This is a genomic window from Arthrobacter sp. 05T420 (genome assembly GCF_056396305.1).
In genome coordinates this window covers 318822-338396 of record NZ_JBFTLG010000001.1, presented here as the reverse complement: position 1 = coordinate 338396, position 19575 = coordinate 318822, and the positions used below count along the sequence as shown (strand labels likewise).

The window sequence follows — 19575 nt, the reverse complement described above, 5'->3', positions numbered from 1 at the left end:
AAATTCTGGCTGTGGCTGGGGGTACTCACACAGTCATTTCATCATCGGGTACCGACAATTTATGTGACTCCCGCTCGAGCCGCTCAGCGATGGCATCGATCCGGTCGAAGTCGGCGTCGGTGGGCGCCCACCGGCCGGACGCCAGGTCAACGCGCCAGCGGCCCTCGCCGGTCCGGAGGAAGTCCTCATAATGGCCCAGCAGCGGCGTCCCCTCCTGGAGATAGAGCGCCAAGGCCTCGTGCTCGAGGCCGGGAGGCGCGTCCCCGCTGGACTTCAGGACGCGCCACCAGGGCACGCTGCTGCCATGGTGGCTCATGACCGAACCGACCTGGCGCGGGCCGCCGGCGCCGAGGAGTTCTGCAACATCGCCATAGGCCACTGCGGCGCCGGCCGGGATCAACGCCACGAGCTCCAGCACAGCCTCCACATACTCCGTTCGCATCGATCCAGCCTAGCCGTTCCAGACTCCGGAACCGTGCCCAGGCGGCACGCGGGCACGGCGGTCAAAAACTGTCGGAGGCAGCAGGTAGCGTTGACGCATGAGCACTTGGAACAGCCTTCCCCGCGCAGCCTTCGATCTCGAAACGACCGGCCGCAACTCCCGTTCGGCGCGGATCGTCACGGCGTCGGTCACGGTGGTGGACTCCGCCGGCGGAGTGATCAAGGAACACGAGTGGCTTGCCGATCCCGGCGTGGAGATCCCCACCGAGGCCAGCGACATCCACGGCGTCACCACCGAGCAGGCCCGCCGCGAAGGCCGCCCCGCCACGGAAGTGACGCGCGAACTCGCCGCCGTTCTGCAGGAGCTCTTCGACGACGGTGTGCCCGTTATCGCCTTTAACGCCAGCTACGACTTCACCGTGCTCGCTGCCGAATCGGCCCGCTACGGGGTCCCGCAGTTGAGCCGCTTCCCCGTTCTGGACCCCTACGTCATGAACAAGCAGGTGGACCGCTACCGCAAGGGCAAGCGCACGTTGACCGCCCTGTGCGAGGAATACGGCGTCAATCTGGACAACGCCCACACCTCGGCCGCCGACGCCCTGGCCACCCTGCGCATGCTCGATGCCATGGCTGGAAAATTTCCCAAGCTCAGGATGCCGGCGAGCAACCTGCACCAGCTCCAGGTCGAATGGGCCTCCGCCCAGGCCGCCGATTTCCAGAGCTACCTGCGCAAGACAAAGCCGGCCGCGGTGATCGAAGGTGACTGGCCCGTCCTGCCTCCTGAGGACGCCAGCCGCGGCGACTTTTAGGATTTCTGGACGACGGGGTTTCTGGACGCCGGGCTATCTAAACGCCAAAACACCTGGACCCCTGGAGGTCCGGAACCAGGCCGGGAGCACTTCTTAAAACGAAACTTTCGTCGGCGTAAAGGCTCACCTAGACCGCCGAGTCCTGTAATTCCAGTGATTGCGACAGAGCTCACACTGGCCGGGGCTTCGAACTGCCGCTTGCCCCGGCGCCGATGATTCCGCCACTCTTCGTCGGGGCTTCCCGGATCACCGCCGATCAGCCCGGAAGCTGAAGATACTTCGCAGAATGAAGACGATAGCCCTGATTCGTTCGGATTGAATGGGCGTCCCCGCGGGGTGACACAATTATCTTTCGCGGCGTGTCTGCTCCACCCGGCGCCCAAGCCAGCGGCCGGGGGCCCCGATGAGCCTCCCGCGACCCACTGAATTTCAGACGAAAGTGATTGCGTGATGAAAAGCAAAGCCTTGAAGTGGCTGACAACCGTTCCCGTGGCCATCGCCGTGGCGGTCTCCCTTGCAGCGTGCGGCGGCGGGACGGCCCAGACAACTGCGTCATCGACCGATGCCCTCCAGGGCAGCGACCAGAAATCCTTGGACAAATACACCACCAAGGACGTCACTCCCCTGGACAAGATTGACAAGTCCAAGCTCGGCCTGCTGAGTGAAGGAACCCTGACTGTGGGCACCCTTTCGGATGCCCCGCCGAACATCTACATCGACAAGTCCGGCAAATTCACCGGCTACGACAACGAGCTCCTGCGTGCCATTGCGGACAAGCTGGGCCTCAAGGTGGAGTTCAAGTCGACCGGCTTCGCGTCGCTGCTCGCCCAGGTCCAGAACAAGCAGTTCGACCTCGGGTCCTCCTCGATTTCCACCACCGACGCGCGCCGTAAGACCGTGGGCTTCACCAACGGTTACGACTTCGGCTACATGGCCGTGGTGGCCAAGAAAGACTCCAACATCAAGGGGTTCAAGGACCTGACCAAGGACTCCCGCATCGCCGTGGTCCAGGGCACGGTGCAGGATGACTACGTCACCAACACCCTTCAGATCGAGCCCGTCCGCTTCGAGGACTACAACACCGCTTACGCCAACTTGAAGAACGGACAGGTTGACGCCTGGGTCGCTCCGTCCCAGCAGGCCACCGGCCAGGTCAAGGAAGGCGATGGCACTGTCATCGCCGAGTCGGTTGTGAACACCCAGAACTTCACCGCGTACGCCGTGAACAAGGAAAACCAGCCGCTCATTGACGCGCTGAACTCCGGCCTCGACGCTGTGATTGCCGACGGCACCTGGTCCAAGCTGACCAAGGAATGGTACCCGGACCGCGAGACCCCGGCCACGTGGTCCCCGGGCTCCAAAGCCGTCACCGTTCCGAAGTCCTAGTCCATGGATGCACTCGATCAACTCGTAAAGACCTTCTTTGACTGGGAGGCGATGGCAGCCGTCCTACCGAACATGATTAAGTTCGGCCTGCCCAACACCCTGATCCTGGCAGGTTCCTCGGGCGTGCTCGGGTGCATCCTGGGCATGTTCCTGGCCGTCATGGGCACGTCCCGCATCACTGCGCTGCGTTGGCTCTCCCGGATCTACACGGATGTGTTTCGCGGCGTCCCGGCGATTGTGATCATCCTCCTGATCGGCCTCGGGCTTGGACCCGTGGTCCGGGTCACGACCGGATCCACCAACCCGTTCCCTCTCGCCATCTTCGCCCTGACCCTCATGGCGGCGGCCTACATCGGCGAGATCTTCCGCTCCGGCATCCAGAGCGTGGAAAAGGGCCAGTTGGAGGCCTCCCGCGCCCTGGGCTTCAGCTACGGCTCGTCCATGCGCCTCGTGGTGATTCCGCAGGGCATCCGACGGGTGCTCCCGGCCCTGGTCAACCAGTTCATCGCGCTGATCAAGGACTCGTCCCTGATCTACCTGCTGGGCCTGATCGCCAGCCAGCGCGAGATCTTCCGGATCGGTAACGACGCCGCCGCCAACACGGGGAACCTTTCGCCGCTGGTGGCCGCGGCGTTCATGTACCTCATCCTGACCGTTCCGCTCACCCACTTGGTCAACTACATCGACAACCGCCTGCGCACCGGCCGTCCGGAGAAACGTCAGCCCGACGACGCCGCGGCCCTGATCGGGAAGGGAGCACAGCCATGAGCGAATTCGCGTCCGGTTCGCTGACCGGCAAGAACCTGCACCTGTCCTTCGGCTCGAACCATGTCCTCCGCGGCATCGACCTGCACGTCGAGAAGGGCACCACCGCCTCGGTGATCGGCCCCTCCGGATCGGGCAAGTCCACGCTGCTACGGGTCATGAACCGCCTGATCGAACCGGACCAGGGCGATATCCTGCTCGATGGCCGCTCGGTCCTGAAGGACAACCCGGACGAGCTGCGCCAGCGGATCGGCATGGTGTTCCAGCAGTTCAACCTGTTCCCGCACAAGACCGTGGTGGACAACGTCTCGCTCGCGCTGCGGAAGCTGCGCAAGCTGCCGGCTGAGCAGGCCCAGGCAGAAGCGCTTGAACAGCTCGACTTGGTGGGGCTCAAGCACAAGGCCGACGCGCGTCCCGCCAACCTCTCCGGTGGCCAGCAGCAGCGCGTCGCCATTGCGCGCGCCCTGGCCATGAAACCGGAGGTGATGTTCTTCGACGAGGCCACCTCGGCCCTGGACCCAGAGCTCGTCAAGGGTGTCCTGGCGCTGATGGCCGATCTCGCCAAGGGCGGCATGACCATGGTGGTGGTGACCCACGAGATGGGCTTCTCCCGCAACGTCTCGGACACCGTGACGTTCATGGACGCCGGCGTGGTGGTCGAGTCCGGTCCGCCGGAACAGATCTTCACGAGCCCGGAGACCGAACGGCTGCAAGGGTTCCTCGCGGACGTTCTCTAGGCCGCCTGCGGCAGCATTAACTACTGATGGCACCCGCCGCTGCGGGTGCCATCAGTCATTTAAGGATGCCGGCCACGAGAGCCCGACGCCGGCCGCAGGCTACGGCTTGGCGCCGGCCGCCGCCTTCGCCGCCGCCGGCAGGGCGTCGAAGATCCGGTTCATCGCAGTGTCGTCGTGCGCGGCGGAGAGGAACCATGCCTCGAAGACTGACGGCGGCAGGTAGACCCCCGAGTCCAGCATGGAGTGGAAGAACGGGGCGTAGCGGAACACGTCCTGGCCCTGGGCGTCGTCGTAGTTGTGGACCCCGCGTGCGCCCGTGCCGAAGGCCACGGAGAAGAGGTTGCCCGCGCGCTGGATGGAGTGATCCACGCCGGCTGCGTCGAGCGCGGAGGACAGCGCCGCGGAGAGTTCGAGCGAGCGGGCGTCCACGAACGAGTAGACCTCGGGGGTGGCGTGCGTGAGGGTCGCGACGCCGGCGGCCATGGCCACCGGGTTACCGGACAGTGTTCCGGCCTGGTAGACGGGACCCACGGGCGCCAGATAGTCCATGACGTCGGCGCGTCCGCCGAGGGCCGCCGTCGGCATGCCGCCGCCAATCACCTTCCCGAACGTCAGCAGGTCGGGGGCCCACGGCTCGGCGGCGTCGGCCGCCCCGCCGGTCAGGCCCCAGTAGCCGGAGTAGCCGGTTCGGAAGCCGGTCAGGACCTCGTCGAGGATCAGCAGGGCGCCGTGCTCGCGGGTGATCCGGGACAGGCCTGCGTTGAAGCCGTCGGCGGGGGTCACCACGCCCATATTGGCGGGAGCGGCTTCGGTGATGACGGCGGCAATGCTGTCGCCGTGCTTGGCGAAGGCGGCTTCGACGGCGTCGAGGTCGTTATACGGCAGCACGAGAGTCTCGGCGGCCGTCGCGGCGGTGACGCCGGCCGAGCCGGGCAGCGCAAGGGTCGCCAGGCCGGAGCCCGCGGCGGCGAGGAGGCCGTCGAGGTGGCCGTGGTAGCAGCCGGCGAACTTGATGATCAGGTTCCGTCCCGTGAAACCGCGGGCCAGCCGGACGGCCGTCATGGTCGCCTCGGTGCCGGTGGACACCATCCGGACGCGCTCGGCGGCCGGGACGCGCTCCTTGACGATGGCGGCGAGGTTGGCCTCGTCCGGTGTGGACGCGCCGAAGGACAGCCCGCGGTCGACGGCGGCATGCACGGCGGCGAGGACCTCCGGGTGGGCGTGTCCCAGCAGCGCCGGGCCCCAGGAGCAGACGAGGTCGACGTAGTCGGCGCCGTCTGCGTCGGTCAGGTAGGCGCCCTTTGCGGACACCATGAACCGCGGCGTCCCGCCCACGGAGCCGAAGGCACGCACGGGTGAGTTCACACCGCCCGGCATCAGCTGGCGGGCACGGTCAAAGAGTTCCTCGTTGCGAGGCATGCTGGAAGTCATGGTTCCTATTCTTTCAGTTCGCGGCCGGGTCAGTGCGCGGCCAGCAGCGCGGCCACGCGGGGCGCCACTTCGGTGCCGAACAGTTCGATGGAGCGCATCATGGACGGGTGCGGCAGGGTGCCGTTGCTGTACTTGAGGTCAAAGCGGTCCACGCCGAGGTTCTTCTTGAGCAGGGCGATCTTCGCGGCCACGGTTTCGGGCGAGCCGACATAGAGGGCTCCCTCGGGGGTGCACATCGCGTCGAATTCGCCCCGGCTGGCCGGACCCCAGCCGCGTTCGGCCCCGATCCTGTTCCGCTGCTCGAGCCAGTGGGGGTAGAACTCCTCGCGGGCTTCCGCATCCGTGGCGGCGACGTGGCCGGGTGAATGCGTGGCCATCTGCTGCATCGGGTGCCCGTACTTGGCCATGGCCTCCCGGTAGAGGTTGGCCAGGGGCGCGAAGGACCGCGGCTGGCCGCCGATGATCGCAAAGATGATCGGGTAGCCGTACTCGGCGCAGCGCAGCACCGACTCCGGGGTGCCGCCGACGCCGATCCAGGTCGGCAGCAGGTGGTGTTCCAGCGGCGGATAAACGCTCAGGCCGTTGAGGGCCGGCCGGGTGCGTCCCTCCCAGTGGACCGGTTTCTGTGCCCGGACCTTCTCGAAGAGCTCGAGCTTTTCTTCGAAGAGGACCTCGTAGTCGGCCAGGTCGAGGCCGAACAGCGGGAAGGATTCTATGAAGGACCCGCGGCCAAGCATGACTTCTGCCCGGCCGCCGGAGATGGCGTCCACAGTGGCGAAGCGCTGGAAGACCCGGATCGGGTCATCGGAGCTGAGCACTGTCACGGCTGAGCCGAGCCTGATGTTCTTGGTGCGGGCAGCCGCCGCGGCGAGGAAGACCTCCGGGGCGGAGACCGCGAAGTCGCGGCGGTGGTGCTCCCCCACCGCGAAGGCGTGCAGCCCGACGTCGTCCGCGAGTTCGGCCTGTTCCAGGAGCTGCCGCAGCACCTGGGCGTGCGGGACGGGATGGCCGTCCGGGAAGACGCCGACGTCGCCGAAGGTGTTCAGGCCGAGGAGGATGCGGTCGGCCGCCACCGGCGCCGTGGGCGTGGTGTTCCCTGGCTCGGGGGCCGCGCTCACCGGGACTCCTTCAGCCAGCCGGCCAGCTCGCTCGCCCAGTAGGTCAGCACCATGTTGGCGCCGGCGCGCTTGATGCCCAGGACGGACTCGGTGATGGCCGCCCGGCGGTCGATCCAGCCGTTCGCGGCGGCGGCCTCGATCATCGAGTACTCGCCGGAAATCTGGTAGGCGGCCACGGGGACGGGGCTCATGGCGGCGACGTCGGCGAGGATGTCCAAGTAGCTCATGGCAGGCTTCACCATGACCATGTCAGCGCCTTCGGCCAGGTCCAGGTCCACCTCGAGGATCGCCTCCCGGCGGTTGGCGGCGTCCATCTGGTACGTGCGGCGGTCGCCGGTCAATTGCGAGTCGACGGCCTCACGGAACGGGCCGTAGAACGCTGAGGCATACTTCGCGGCGTAGGCCACGATGGCGGTGTTGGCGTGCCCGGCGTCCTCGAGGGCCTGCCGGATCACCGCGACCTGGCCGTCCATCATGCCCGAGGGACCCAGCACGTGGGCGCCGGCCTCGGCCTGCGCGACCGCCATCTGGCCGTAGATCTCCAGGGTCGCATCGTTGTCGACGTAGCCGTTGGCGTCAAGGACGCCGCAGTGGCCGTGGTCGGTGAATTCATCGAGGCACACGTCGCTCATGATGACGAGTTCGTCGCCCACCTCGGCCCGGACGTCCCGGATGGCCTTGTTCAGCACGCCGTCGGGGTCCAGGGAGGCCGTCCCGCGCGCGTCCCGGACCGCGGGGACGCCGAACAGCATGATGCCGCCGACGCCCAGCTGCACGGCTTCCGCCGCGGCCCGCCGGAGCGAATCGGTGGTGTGCTGCTGCACGCCGGGCATGGAAGCGATCGGGTTGGGCTCGGTGAGGCCTTCGCGGATGAAGGCCGGCAGGATGAGTTCCGACGCCGAGAGCCGGTGTTCAGCGGTCAGCCGGCGCATGGCCGGGGTGGTGCGGAGCCGGCGTGGGCGGTGGGTCGGGAAGCTCATAAGGTGTCCTTTGCTGAGGGCTCTGCGACTGACGGATGAGGTGGAGAGTGCTGGTGGTCCAGGGACCGGACGACGGCGGCTACCAGGCCCGACGCCGTCGGCTCCTGCGCCACGGCGTCGACGGTCAGTCCGAGGGAGGCTGCCTCAGCCGCCGTCGAACGTCCGATGGCGACGAATCGGCAGTTGCCCAGCGGGGCGAGGTCCGCGTGGATGCGGCGGGCGGCGCTGGGCGAGGCGGCGACCACGGCGTGCAGCCGGCCGGCACCGATTTCCGCCTTCGCCTCGGCCACGGTGAGCACTGTGGGCGGGGGCGCGTCCTGCCCAACGGGACCGGCCCGTTGCGTCAAGGTCTGCGGTGAGGCCGGCGCGGGGCCGGACGGGAAGGCGGGCAGGGCCCGGCGCGGATCTGCGGGATAGTCGACCGTGTTGTAGGCCGTGACGGCCTGGACGAAGGCGCCGCGGGCCTCGAGGCCCCTGCGGAGCCGCGGGTCGGCAATGTCCGCCTGGGGCAGGAGCACGCTGCCCTGGTTCGCGGGCCAGATGTCGAGCAGGCCCGTTCCGGATTGCTGGCCCGTGGGGGCAAGGTCCACGCTGATACCCCGGGATTCCAGGAAAGTGCGGGTGGCCGGGCCAATCGTGGCCACGAGGAGACCGCCGGGCAGCCAGTTGCTGAGGGAAGCGCCCCGTTCGGCGGCCTTCGACTCAAGAGCCTGGACGGTGGTCACGCTGCTGATCACAAGCCAGGTGTAGGCCCCGGCGCCGAGCGCGTCGAAGGCGACGTCAAGGGAGTGCTGGTCACTCGCCTGCTCGAAGTCGATCAGCGGCAGGAGCATGGGCTCGGCACCCACACGGCGGAGGGCCGTGACGAGCTCCCCCGCCCGGTCCGGGCTGCGGGCAACCAGCACACGGGCGCCGTCCGGCACCCTCGTGCCGGCCGGCCCGCCCATGTGGTTTCGGTCGCTTTGCCGTCCCATAAAGTGTGGAATCCGCGGTTCAGGAAGCTGCCAGGTCCGCGATGCCGGCGGCGCCGCCGGCCAGCAGGACTTCGGCCAGTTCGATCCCGAGCAGCGTTGCCCCGATCTCGGTGAGGCCATCGGTGGCCTTCTTGTCGCGGACCGTTGCCGTGCCGTCGACAGCGCAGACCACCGCCTCGAGGTACAGCATGCTGCCCTTGCGGTAGGCGTAGGCGCCCACGGGGGCGGCGCATCCGGCTTCCAGGCGGGCCAGCAAAGCACGTTCGGCTGTGACGGCGAGCCGGGTGTCCGGATCATCGAGGGCCGCGAGGGCCTGCGCCAGCACGCCCTGGGAGCCTTCCGTGGACCCGGCCCTGCGGGGCGCATCGGCCGTGCGGCATTCGATCGCCAGGGCACCCTGCCCGGCGGCAGGGAGCATGACGTCCGTCTCGAGATACTCGCTGACGGCGTCAAGCCGGCCGATCCGGTGCAGTCCGGCGGCGGCGAGCACGACGGCGTCGAGGTCGCAGGACTTGCCGTCGACGACGGCGTCGATCGTGTTGCCCGCCAGGCCCGGGACGCGCCCCAGCCGGGTTTCCACGTTGCCGCGGATGTCACGGATGTCCAGGTCGGGGCGGGCGGCACGGAGCTGGGCTGCGCGCCGCGGGGAGCCGGTGCCCACGGTGGCTCCCTCGGGCAGGTCGGCGAGCTTGAGCCCGCCACGGGCGCACAGCACGTCCCGGACGTCGACGCGTTTCGGGGTGGCAGCGAGGCTCAGCCCCAAGGCCGGACCGGTGGGAAGGTCCTTGAGCGAATGCACGGCGACGTCGCATTTGTCCTGCAGCAAGGCGTCGCGGAGCGCGGCGACGAATACACCGGTGCCGCCCATCTGGGACAGCGAGCCCTTGAGGACATCACCTTCGGTCCGGATGTGGACGAGCTCGACGGGGAACCCTCCGACGGCGGCCAGCTGGTCCGCGGTCTGCTGGGTCTGGGTCAGGGCCAGCTTGCTGGCGCGGGTGCCGATCCGGACGGTCATGGGGTCCCCCGGCCTGCCGCCGTCGCAGCCGTAGCCGATGCCGCGCCCGCAGCCACGGGTGCGGCCGGGTAAGGATCGTGCCCGGTCCCGACGTTGGTGTCGGCTCCGGCGACGGTGGGCTTTTCGCCGCGGAAGTTCGCGCAGCAGCCGGGCCGGCAAACGTCGTACCAGGGGCCGAGCTTGGTCAGGTGGGGACGCTCGGCGATGTTGTTCGCGACGGTCCGCTCGCAGATGAGGTCCACGAGCCCGGCGACAAACTTGCGGTGCGTTCCGGGGGTGGGGACGCGGGTGGCGGTCAGATCCAGCTTTGCGCAGGTCTCGAGGGCCTCGGTGTCCAGGTCCCAGACCACTTCCATGTGGTCACTGACAAAGCCCAGCGGCACAATCACGATGCCCTTGACGCCCTGGCCGGCGAGCTCCTCGATGGCGTCGTTGATGTCCGGTTCGAGCCACGGCACGTGCGGGGCTCCGGAGCGGGACTGGTAGACGAGGGACCACGGTGCGGTCATGCCCGTCTCGACCTCGACCCGGCGGATGATCTCGCTGCCGGAGGCCAGGTGCTGCGCGGCGTAGGCGGAGTCTTCCTCGAAGGTGCGGGGCTCGTCCTCGGACCGCCCGGCGGCCTCGGCGTCGCGGGTAGGGATGGAGTGCGTCGCGAACAGGATGTGCACGGGGGCGTCCGGGGTGCCCGCCGCGGCCAGCTGGGCCCGGACGTCGGCAAGGCCGGCGGCGGTGCCTTCGATGAAGGGTTCTACGAAGCCGGGGTGGTCGAAGTACTGGCGCACCTTGTCGACCTCGAGCTTGCCGTCGAGCCCGGTTTCCGTCAGCGCCATGCCAATGTCCTCGCGGTACTGGCGGCAGCTGGAGTAGCAGGAGTAGGCGCTCGTGGTGAGCATGAGGACCTTGCGGTGGCCGGCGTCGTAGATCTCCTGCAGGGTCTGCGGGATGTACGGGTTCCAGTTGCGATTGCCCCAGAAAACGGGCAGCCCGATGCCGCGGGCGGCAAGTTCGGCCTCGAGGCCGGCCTTGAGCTCACGATTCTGTCCGTTGATGGGGCTGATGCCGCCGTTGGCGCGGTAATGGTGCGAGACCTCTTCGAGCCGTTCGTCCGGGATGCCGCGGCCACGGGTGACGTTGCGGAGGAACGGGATGACGTCCTCCTGCCCCTCGGGTCCGCCGAAGGAGGCAAGGAGTACGGCGTCGTACTCCTTGGGGGCCATCCGGCCGGCCTCCGTGACGGGGTTCACTGCGGTTACTGAGGCGGCGGATTCCTGGGGATCCAACGGACTCATGCAAGGACCTCGGCAATCTCGGCGGGGGTGACGCGGCGGCCAGTGTAGAAGGGGATTTCTTCCCGGACATGGTGCCGGGCTTCGGTGGACCGCAGGTGACGCATCAGGTCCACGAGGTCCACGAGTTCGGGGGCTTCCAGGCCGAGGATCCATTCCCAGTCGCCCAGGGCGAAGGAGGAGACCGTGTTGGAGATGACCTGGGGGAAGTCGCGGCCCAGCATGCCGTGGTCGCGGAGCATGGCGCCACGCTCGGCGTCCGGCAGGAGGTACCACTCGTAGGAGCGGACGAAGGGGTAGACGCAGAGCCACTCTGCAGGTTCCACACCGCGGGAGAACGCCGGAGTGTGGTTCTTGGCGAACTCGGCCTCGCGGTGCACGCCCATGGCTGACCAGACGATCTCTGTGCCTGCGAACAGTTTGCTGCGCCGGATGTCCCGGACTGCACGCTGCAGCGCTTCCGGCCGGGGACCATGCAGCCAGACCATGATGTCCGCGTCGGCCCGCATCGCAGAGACGTCGTAGCTGCCGCGGTGGACAACGCCGGCGTCGGCGAGGCTTTTCATCAGCGCTTCGAAGTCTTCGGCTGCATCAGGGCCCCGCAGGATGTCCTCGGACCGCTTGAAAACGGTCCAGAGGGTGAAGAACTGCTCGGTTGAATCTTCGGGCGCCGCTGCCCCGGCGACTGATTCCCCGGGGGCTGACATTCCGGTTTTAGTGACAGATTCGGCAGAAGTGTGGCTCATGCATACCAGTCTGCCTCCTCTCCCCAGCTAAGTCGAAAAAAAGCACTTCTACAACGCGTAGAAGTGCTTTATTTCACACCCGGGAGGCTGCTCTGGGGCAGGCGGGTCAGCGGCAGGCGGGTCAGCGGTCCGCGGCGGGCGGGTCAGCCAAAAAAGGTCCTGTCAGCTCCGGCGCATCCGGATCACCGCGACGCCGGCACCGAGCGAGAACACCACCAGGCCGATGCCCCAGCCGACCAGCGGTGACCGCCCGGCAGGTTTCACCACCGACGTCGCCTCCAGGGAGGAGTTGCCGGCGTGGCCCTTGGCCGGGGTCATGGTCGCACCGGCTGTGTTTGATTCGGCGGTGTTTGAACCGGTTGGGGAAGGGTGCGATGTGGCCGGTTTCGAGGCCGGCGCCTGCGTGCCAGTACCGCTGCCCACGGCCGGCACTGCTGCCCCGGGCTCGGCGGTCTGGTCGGCGCTGCCGCTTCCCGGTGCCGGCTGGCCGGGAGCTTCTCCTGTGGGAGCGGACCCGGCGGATCCGCCAGCGGCGGGAGCTCCCGGTGCCGGGGCGGCGGGCGGCGTGCCGGGGACCTGCGGGGCGGCGGGCGGCGCAGGTTTCGCGGACGGGGTGCTGGTGGGCGGGGTGCTGGTGGGCGGTGCCGTGGGCTGGGGAGTGCTGGGCTGTGGGTCACTGGGATCGCTGGGCTCCGGGCTGCTGTGCGACGGTGGCCGCGAAGGGGTGTCATCGTCCGAGCCGCCGGAGGGCGAGTGGCTCGGCGTCGTCGCGGAGCCCAGCAGGCCATCCAGCACGTCATCGAGGCCGAGACTCAGCGAGCCCTGCGCCGACGGCGCGGACGCTGCCGCGGACAGCCCGGTGGCCGCATGTGAGGCCGGGACCCCTGCGGTGGCAGCCAGCACCGCCCCGGGGGCGACTGCCGCCGCGCCGCGTCGAAGGCCCCAATGACGCCCGTTTTTCGTTGTGGACACCTTGGACCTGAAAATAACCATGGTCATCGACCCTAGCCGCAATCGACCGGCAGGAAAAACTTGCAAAAACCGCGGAAATCCGGCAGGAAACCACACGGGACCGGAGAGGTTCAGGGTGCCTGGGAAACACTGTTATTCCTGTGGCTGAGGGTGCTTTTGGGACTCGAGAGACCGTGATCAGGCCAACAGGGTTTGGACCTGCCGCGGGGTGTCGGCCACGATCGCGGCCAGGCCGTTGCCGGACAGCCAGCCGCCCACCACGGCAAGCGTGCCGTCCGCTGCACAGATGCTCCGGACGGCCGCGACGCGCTGCCTGTGGCCCAGCGACGCAAAGGGCAGCGCACCGGCCCAGCGGACCACGTCCCAGTCCGCCACGTCCCCGGCGCCGACGGGAACGCCCAGCAGGGCCGAGGCGTCAGCCAGCGCTGCGCGGAACAGCTCATCGTCAGAGTGCGGGGCCGCGGGCGCTCCCCCGGCTCCGGGCTCCCGCGCCGGGCCTGCGGCAGCAGCGCGTCCGTAGGAGAGCCGGAGCACATGCCTTCCCGGGCCTGTCCGCTCCGCCAGCCAGGCCCACTTGGCGGTGGCGTGGGTCAGCGCCTTGGCCTGCACGCCCGGGCTCTGCGGCGCCACAAGCACGCCGGTGCCGCGCGGCGCCGGGTCAAGGGCAGGCAGATCCACCACAAGCGTGACCAGGCAGACATCGGGTCCGGCGTCGGGGCGGAGGCCGGCAAGTTCGGGCAGTGTGTCCTCAAGCAGCCCGACGGCCGCGGGGCCCTCCACCGCAACCACGAGGAATCCGGCGTCGAATATGGCCCGGTCAGTGGCCACCCGCCAGCCGTCGGCTGTGCGCTGCACGGACCGGGCCGAGGTGCCGTTGAGCAGGGTGACGCCGCGCTGGCGGAGATCGGCGAGCAGGGCGGCGACGAGAGTGTGCATTCCACCGCGCAGCCCGGCGACGGCGGACCCGGCCTTCCGGAGCCCCGCTGACTGGGCCCTCGCGGAACCGGCCGGTCCGGCCGTGGCGGCCGCCGCTCCCCTGCGCTGGGCCGCGACGGCGGCGGCGAGGGAACCGTGCTCACGGATGCCGGCACGCAGCCCGGGGGCCACCATGTCGACGTCGAGCACTGCGGGATCGGCCGAGTGGACGCCCCCGACAACCGGTGCCACGAGCCGGTCCAGGACCCGGCTGCCCATCCGCCGGCGGACCAGGGCTGACACGCTCGTGGCCTCGGCGCCGGTGCCCAGCCAGGCCGGCAGCACGGCATCGAGGGAGGCGCGGAGGGAACCCAGCCGGCCCAGTGACCGGAGGACTTCCGGGTCCCACGGGCTGGCCGGGATGCCCAGGACGCCGGTCTTGGGCAGTTCCCGCGGGCCGTCGGGCAGCTGGACCCAAGCGCCGCCGGGGTTCGGAGCGACGATCTCGCCAGCCAGCCCGAGCTCCGCCGCGAGGTCGGCTACGGCGGTGGTACGGGTGGCGAAAGATTCTGCGCCGCTGTCCAGGGTCAATCCGGCCACGGCATGGCCGCCGATGCAGCCGCCCCAGGCTTCGCTGGCTTCGAGGACGGTGGTGCGGACGCCGGCCCGGGCGAACTCCCGGGCCGCAAGCAGGCCGGAGATCCCGCCCCCAATCACGACGGCGGTGCCTTCCAAGGGAGTCCCGGCGGGGCCCGCGTCCACGCTCTTACTCCGGAGCGATGGAGTGGATGAGTTCGACCACGCGCGTGAGCACCTCAGGATCCGTTTCCGGCGGCACCCCGTGGCCGAGGTTCACCACGTGCCCGGGAGCCGCGGAGCCGGCCGCGAGCACGTCGCGGACATGCGCTTCGAGGACTTCCCACGGCGCCGAGAGCAGGGCCGGGTCGATGTTGCCCTGCAGAGGAACGGTGCCGCCAAGGCGGCGGTTGGCCTCGTCCAGCGGCAGCCGATAGTCGACCCCCACGACGTCGACGCCGACGTCGCGCATCGCGACGAGCAGTTCGGAGGTGCCGGTGCCGAAGTGGATCAGCGGCGCGCCAAGGTGCCGGACATGGTCCAGGGCACGGGACGACGCCGGCGCAACGAAGCGCTTGTAGTCGGCCAGTCCCAGCGAACCGGCCCAGGAATCGAAGAGCTGGCCGGCCGAGGCGCCGGCTTCCAGCTGGGCGCGGAGGAACATCCCGGAGGCGTCCGCGGCCCAGTTGGCCAGCGCAGTCCAGGTCCCGGGGTCGGCGTGCATCATGGTGCGCGGGCCGAGGTGGTCGCGGGAAGGCTTGCCTTCCACCATGTAGGCGGCGAGGGTGAAGGGCGCACCGGCGAAGCCGATCAACGGCGTGCTGCCAAGCTCGGCCACCGTAAGCCGGACAGCTTCGCGGATAGGCTCCAAGGCCTCCCAGGTCAGCTGCGGCAGGGCTGCAACGTCCGCGGCCGTGCGGACCGGTTTGTCCAGGACGGGTCCGATGCCGGGCACGATGTCCACACCCACGCCGGCCAGCTTGAGCGGGATGACAATGTCCGAGAAGAAGATGGCGGCATCGACGTCGTGGCGGCGGACCGGCTGCAGGGTGATCTCGGAAGCCAGCTCGGGGCGCAGGCACGAGTCCAGCATCGCGACGCCCTCACGGATCTTGAGGTATTCGGGCAGCGACCGGCCTGCCTGGCGCATGAACCAGACCGGTCGGCGGGAGGGCTTGCCGCCGCGGTAGGCCGTGATCAGCGGCGAGCTTGCGGTGCGGCCGTCCATCAGCGGGTGCCCGGCATCGAGGCCGCCTGCGGCGCCATCCACGACGCCGCCATCGTTGGCAGCATTGCCCTCGGACATACTGAATGTGGTGGTGCCGGCACGTGCCGCAGTGCTTGGAGTCATGCCTTCGATTGTGCCCAAATTTGTGCCCAAAAGATAACGACAGCCTGTCACGGTGCCTCTCACACTGGCCACGAGCGCCGCACGGTGGCGGGAATCACAGGCCGGCGTGCCCGAACCCACGCCGGGACAGTTGTTCTACACGGGCACGAAAAAGCTATGATGGTGGTGCTGTGGTTCTTTTTTCATTGGTGGCTACACACGCCGACATCGACCTCGAAACCGTTGCTCAGTTGAGCACCGGCGCTTCAGGGCTCGCCACATCCGCCCTCGCCGGATCGCCGGCCGTGGCGGGTGCCGTTGTCCTTGCCACCTGCAACCGCCTTGAAATCTATGGTGAAGCCCCGCATCCTGACGCTGTCGACGCAGCCCGGGCGGCCCTCATCACCCAGATCAGCGGAGCCAGCGGACTCAACGATCAGCTCGTCTCCCGCGCCTTCAGCACCCGCACCGGCGCCGAGGTCAGCCAGCATCTTTTCGCCGTCAGCTCCGGACTGGACTCCGCCGTGGTCGGCGAACGCGAAATTGCCGGCCAGGTCCGCCGCGCCCTGATCACCGCCCAGCACGAGGGCACCGCCAGTTCCGGCCTGGTCCGGCTGTTCCAGGCTGCGTCCAAGACCGCCAAGGACGTCGGCGCCCAGACGGCGCTGGGTTCGCGCGGCCTGTCCATCGTCTCCGTGGCGCTGGATCTCGCGACGGACCTGTCGGAAAACCCGGACTGGTCCGCCAAGAAAGCTGTCGTCTTCGGGACCGGCGCCTACGCCGGAGCCACCATGTCGCTGCTGCGCGAACGCGGCTGCACCGACGTCTTTGTCTATTCCTCCTCCGGCCGCGCCGCTGGCTTTGTCGCCACCCGGGGCGGCACAGCCCTGGACGAGGACACCCTTCCGGCCGCAGTTGCCGGGGCCGACGTCATAATCGGCTGCAGCGGCTCCGACAGCCGGGTCGAAGCGGGCGATCTCGCCCGGATCCGGGCTAACTCGCCCCAGCCGCTCATCGCGATTGACCTCGCCCTGACCCATGACTTCGACCCCGCGGTGGGCGATCTCGACGGCGTCGAATTGCTCACGCTCGAATCCGTCCGGCTGGCCGCGCCGCAGGAACAGGCCGAGTCGCTCGAGCAGGCCAGCAGCATCGTGTCCGGGGCCGCCAGCGCCTTTGAGCAGGAGCGCGAGGCACGGTCCGTGGACTCGGCGATAGTCGCCTTGCGCCGCCACACGATGAACGTCCTGGACGCGGAGATGGAAAAGGTCCGGGCCCGGCACGGCTGCACCGCTGCCGCCGAGGAAGTCGAATTCGCCCTGCGCCGCATGGTGAAACAACTCCTGCATATCCCCACCGTCCGGGCGCGCGAACTGGCCTCCAACGGACAGCAGGAGACCTACATTGCCGGTCTTGAGGCGCTGTACGGCATCACAGTGGAGCCCGCCGCCGGTGCACCGGCCTCAGGTGCTGCCGGCCCCGCGGCCGCGTGCCCCGTCGACCACAACGCAGCTATCGGCAACCCTGGGGACCACATCTCCGGCGCGGGCGATATCCGCGAAACCGCATAACTGCCCCGAGGCCCCCGGGCGTAGCCGCCCCGCGTAGTCAGCGCCGTCCGCGGCCTGCCGGTGTTTATCAGCGGAATGCGTTGATTCCGGTCATTTCGGCCGACATCTGCCACAGCTGCGCGGCAGCCTCGCGGTCCACCGCATGCGCATCCACGCCCCGGATCCTCGCTTCGGGGGATCCCGGCACCGTGGCTTCGGCGATGTCGCAGTCCTCGCAGTAGACGCCTCCCATTCCCTCGAGCGCCGGAGCCGTCGCGGCCCAGACCGAAGTGGCGGCGCCCTGCGCCGGTGTCTTGAAGCGCGGGTCGAGCTTGCCGTCCGCGTCCATCCAGCCTGCGGCGATCATCTCTTCGCGCGGCAGGTGCCGCTGCAGTTCCGTCATGATCCCGCCCGGATGTACGGCGAAAGCGCGCACGCCGAAATCCCGGCCCAGGGCATCGAGCTGGACGGCGAAGAGCGCGTTGGCCGTCTTGGCCTGGCCGTAGGCGCGCCATTTGTCGTAGCCGGAGTCGAAATTGATGTCATCGAACCGGATCCCCGAGAGCTTGTGGCCGGTGGAGGACAGCGAGACCACGCGGGCTCCCTGCGCCGCGGTAAGCGCGGGCCACAGCAGGTTGGTGAGGGCAAAATGACCCAGGTGGTTCGTGGCGAACTGCGACTCCCAGCCGGGGCCCACCCTGCGCTCCGGGCTCGCCATGATGGCGGCGTTGTTGACCAGGATGTCCAGGCTGCGTTTCGCGCCGGGCGCCGCGCCCGCCAGGAAGCCGGCGGCGAACTCCTTCACGCTGGCCTGGTCCGCCAGATCCATCTCGGCAACGCTGACATCGCTGCCTTCGATGCCTTCGGTGGCCGGCGTCAGCCCGGCCTCTGAGAGGACGTCCCGGGCGTGCCCCGGCCGGCGGGCCGGCACCACAACGGCGGCACCGGCGGAGGCCAGTGCCCGCACGGTCTCCAGGCCCAGTCCCGAGTAGCCGCCCGTCACGATCGCGGTCCTCCCGGTCAGGTCGATGCCGGCAATCACCTCGGCCGCTGTCGACTCCCGGCCAAAGCCAGAGCCAATCTTGCGCTGGGGTGTCAGGGTATATTCCTCGCTCATGGCCAGGCCTTTCGTAGGAGGGCGCCGCTTGGCGGAGCATTTTTCGGCGGCCGCGACGCGGCCGCGGCGGCCGCGGCGCGGCTGGCCGGTTGGCCTCAGTACACCGGCTTCCCGGGTTCCACGTCCCGGACCCAGGCGAGAATGCCGCCCTCGAGGTGGCTGACGCGCTCGTACCCGGCGGCTCGGGCTGCGGACAGGACGGCGGCGGAACGTGTTCCGCCCTTGCAGTGGAAGACAATTTCGGCATCCTGGGGCAGTTCCTGCCACGCCTCCCCGGCAAGGATGCGGCCCTGCGGGATCAGCACCGACCCGTCAATGCGGACAATCTCGTACTCCCCTTGCTCCCGCACGTCAATGAGGTGGAAGTCCTTGAGCCCAGCCTTGCGGGAGGCCAGCATGGTGGCGAGCTGGGTCGCCGTCACGGTGTGCTCGGTGCCGGCATCCGCCGTCGGGGTTATCCCGCAAAATGCCTCGTAATCGGTAAGCTCAGTGACGCGCACCGCCTCGGGGTCCCGGGCCACCTTGATCTCGCGCCAGGTGCCGCCGAGCGCGTCATAGAGGGCCAGCCGGCCCAGCAGGGACCGGCCGACGCCGGTGATCAGCTTGACAGCCTCGGTCACCATCAGCGTCCCGACGGCGGCGCACAGCATGCCGAACACGCCGCCTTCGCCGCAGGACGGCACGGATCCGGCAGGCGGCGCCTCCGGGTAGAGGTCCCGGTAGGTGGGCCCGAACTGCTCCCAAAAGACGCTGACCTGGCCGTCGAAGCGGAAGATCGATCCCCAGACGTAGGGCTTGCCGAGGATGGCAGCGGCGTCGTTGACGAGGTAGCGGGTGGCAAAGTTGTCGGCGCCGTCGAGGATGAGGTCGTAGCCGGCAAAGAGTTCCAGCGCGTTGGTCGCGTCGAGGCGGACGTTGTGGAGCCGGACGTCCACGAGCGGGTTCAGGGCCGCAATGGCGTCGCGGGCGGACTCGATTTTGGGCCGGCCCACATCCGCGACGCCGTGGATGATCTGGCGCTGGAGGTTGCTGAGGTCGACGTCGTCATCGTCAACGATGCCGAGGGTGCCGACCCCTGCAGCGGCGAGATAGAGCAGGGCCGGGGAGCCGAGGCCGCCGGCCCCGATGACGAGGACTTTCGCGTTCTTGAGGCGCCGCTGACCGATCGCGCCGATCTCCGGGATGATCAGGTGGCGCGAGTAGCGTTCCACTTCGTCGGGGCTGAGCTCCCCTGCCGGGTCAACCAGCGGCCCTGGCCGCGGATCCAGCTGCGTCTGGTGGGTTGCGGGGGCGCCGGTGGCGGTGAACTTGGAAGCCATACTTCAATCTATGCCCGAAGATACCGCCAGGTCATATTACCCGCGCGTAAGGTGTAATTGAGTGCAAGGTAGTTCAGTACAAGTGCAGTTGAGTGCCATTGC

18 protein-coding genes are annotated in these 19575 nt (G+C 68.7%); 5 read left to right on the top strand and 13 right to left on the bottom strand.

The window, feature by feature from the left end:
- Positions 1–25: 25 nt before the first annotated feature.
- Positions 26–442, bottom strand: a complete 417-nt coding sequence (locus AC1DEM_RS01640) for an MGMT family protein (protein WP_476882795.1) — start codon at positions 440–442, stop codon at positions 26–28.
- Between the two features lie 97 nt (positions 443–539).
- Here AC1DEM_RS01640 and AC1DEM_RS01635 point away from each other — a divergent pair, with 97 nt between their 5' ends.
- From AC1DEM_RS01635 to AC1DEM_RS01620, 4 genes are all read left to right on the top strand, one after another.
- Positions 540–1250: an exonuclease domain-containing protein gene (locus AC1DEM_RS01635; protein ID WP_476882794.1), complete on the top strand. Its 711-nt coding sequence runs from the start codon at positions 540–542 to the stop codon at positions 1248–1250.
- 450 nt (positions 1251–1700) lie between these two features.
- Positions 1701–2636 carry an ABC transporter substrate-binding protein gene (locus AC1DEM_RS01630; RefSeq protein WP_476882914.1) on the top strand — a complete coding sequence of 312 codons (936 nt, stop codon included), beginning with the start codon at positions 1701–1703 and terminating at the stop codon, positions 2634–2636.
- Positions 2637–2639: 3 nt separating this feature from the next.
- Positions 2640–3404 carry an amino acid ABC transporter permease gene (locus AC1DEM_RS01625; protein ID WP_476882793.1) on the top strand — a complete coding sequence of 255 codons (765 nt, stop codon included), beginning with the start codon at positions 2640–2642 and terminating at the stop codon, positions 3402–3404.
- A complete protein-coding gene (locus AC1DEM_RS01620; RefSeq protein ID WP_476882792.1) occupies positions 3401–4138 on the top strand; it encodes an amino acid ABC transporter ATP-binding protein in 738 nt (245 codons plus the stop codon). Before AC1DEM_RS01625 ends, AC1DEM_RS01620 begins: the two co-directional genes overlap by 4 nt.
- 99 nt (positions 4139–4237) lie before the next feature.
- Here AC1DEM_RS01620 and hemL read toward each other — a convergent pair whose 3' ends face one another.
- From hemL to hemE, 10 genes are all read right to left on the bottom strand, one after another.
- Positions 4238–5569, bottom strand: a complete 1332-nt coding sequence (gene hemL / locus AC1DEM_RS01615) for a glutamate-1-semialdehyde 2,1-aminomutase (protein WP_476882791.1) — start codon at positions 5567–5569, stop codon at positions 4238–4240.
- 29 nt (positions 5570–5598) lie between these two features.
- Positions 5599–6687 (bottom strand): LLM class flavin-dependent oxidoreductase, encoded by a 1089-nt coding sequence (locus tag AC1DEM_RS01610; protein ID WP_476882790.1) that lies wholly within the window; start codon positions 6685–6687, stop codon positions 5599–5601.
- Entirely contained in the window at positions 6684–7667 is a 984-nt protein-coding gene (hemB, locus tag AC1DEM_RS01605) for a porphobilinogen synthase (RefSeq protein ID WP_476882789.1), read from the bottom strand. The genes AC1DEM_RS01610 and hemB overlap by 4 nt, the downstream gene beginning before the upstream one ends.
- Positions 7664–8641 (bottom strand): uroporphyrinogen-III synthase, encoded by a 978-nt coding sequence (locus AC1DEM_RS01600; RefSeq protein WP_476882788.1) that lies wholly within the window; start codon positions 8639–8641, stop codon positions 7664–7666. Before AC1DEM_RS01600 ends, hemB begins: the two co-directional genes overlap by 4 nt.
- A 19-nt stretch (positions 8642–8660) precedes the next feature.
- On the bottom strand, positions 8661–9659 hold the full coding sequence (gene hemC / locus AC1DEM_RS01595) for a hydroxymethylbilane synthase (RefSeq protein WP_476882787.1): 999 nt from the start codon (positions 9657–9659) through the stop codon (positions 8661–8663).
- A complete protein-coding gene (locus tag AC1DEM_RS01590) occupies positions 9656–10951 on the bottom strand; it encodes a ferrochelatase (protein ID WP_476882786.1) in 1296 nt (431 codons plus the stop codon). The genes hemC and AC1DEM_RS01590 overlap by 4 nt, the downstream gene beginning before the upstream one ends.
- On the bottom strand, positions 10948–11694 hold the full coding sequence (hemQ, locus tag AC1DEM_RS01585) for a hydrogen peroxide-dependent heme synthase (protein ID WP_476882785.1): 747 nt from the start codon (positions 11692–11694) through the stop codon (positions 10948–10950). The genes AC1DEM_RS01590 and hemQ overlap by 4 nt, the downstream gene beginning before the upstream one ends.
- Before the next feature lie 162 nt (positions 11695–11856).
- Positions 11857–12687 (bottom strand): hypothetical protein, encoded by an 831-nt coding sequence (locus tag AC1DEM_RS01580; RefSeq protein ID WP_476882784.1) that lies wholly within the window; start codon positions 12685–12687, stop codon positions 11857–11859.
- Between the two features lie 156 nt (positions 12688–12843).
- Entirely contained in the window at positions 12844–14343 is a 1500-nt protein-coding gene (hemG, locus tag AC1DEM_RS01575) for a protoporphyrinogen oxidase (RefSeq protein ID WP_476882783.1), read from the bottom strand.
- Between the two features lie 4 nt (positions 14344–14347).
- On the bottom strand, positions 14348–15463 hold the full coding sequence (hemE, locus tag AC1DEM_RS01570) for a uroporphyrinogen decarboxylase (protein WP_476882913.1): 1116 nt from the start codon (positions 15461–15463) through the stop codon (positions 14348–14350).
- A gap of 215 nt (positions 15464–15678) precedes the next feature.
- On the opposite strand from hemE, the gene AC1DEM_RS01565 reads away from it, so the two are divergent.
- On the top strand, positions 15679–17058 hold the full coding sequence (locus tag AC1DEM_RS01565) for a glutamyl-tRNA reductase (protein ID WP_476882782.1): 1380 nt from the start codon (positions 15679–15681) through the stop codon (positions 17056–17058).
- Between the two features lie 67 nt (positions 17059–17125).
- Here AC1DEM_RS01565 and AC1DEM_RS01560 read toward each other — a convergent pair whose 3' ends face one another.
- Together AC1DEM_RS01560 and moeB are read right to left on the bottom strand one after the other, a co-directional pair.
- On the bottom strand, positions 17126–18154 hold the full coding sequence (locus AC1DEM_RS01560) for an SDR family NAD(P)-dependent oxidoreductase (protein WP_476882781.1): 1029 nt from the start codon (positions 18152–18154) through the stop codon (positions 17126–17128).
- 95 nt (positions 18155–18249) lie between these two features.
- Entirely contained in the window at positions 18250–19473 is a 1224-nt protein-coding gene (gene moeB / locus AC1DEM_RS01555; RefSeq protein ID WP_476882780.1) for a molybdopterin-synthase adenylyltransferase MoeB, read from the bottom strand.
- Between the last annotated feature and the right edge of the window lie 102 nt (positions 19474–19575).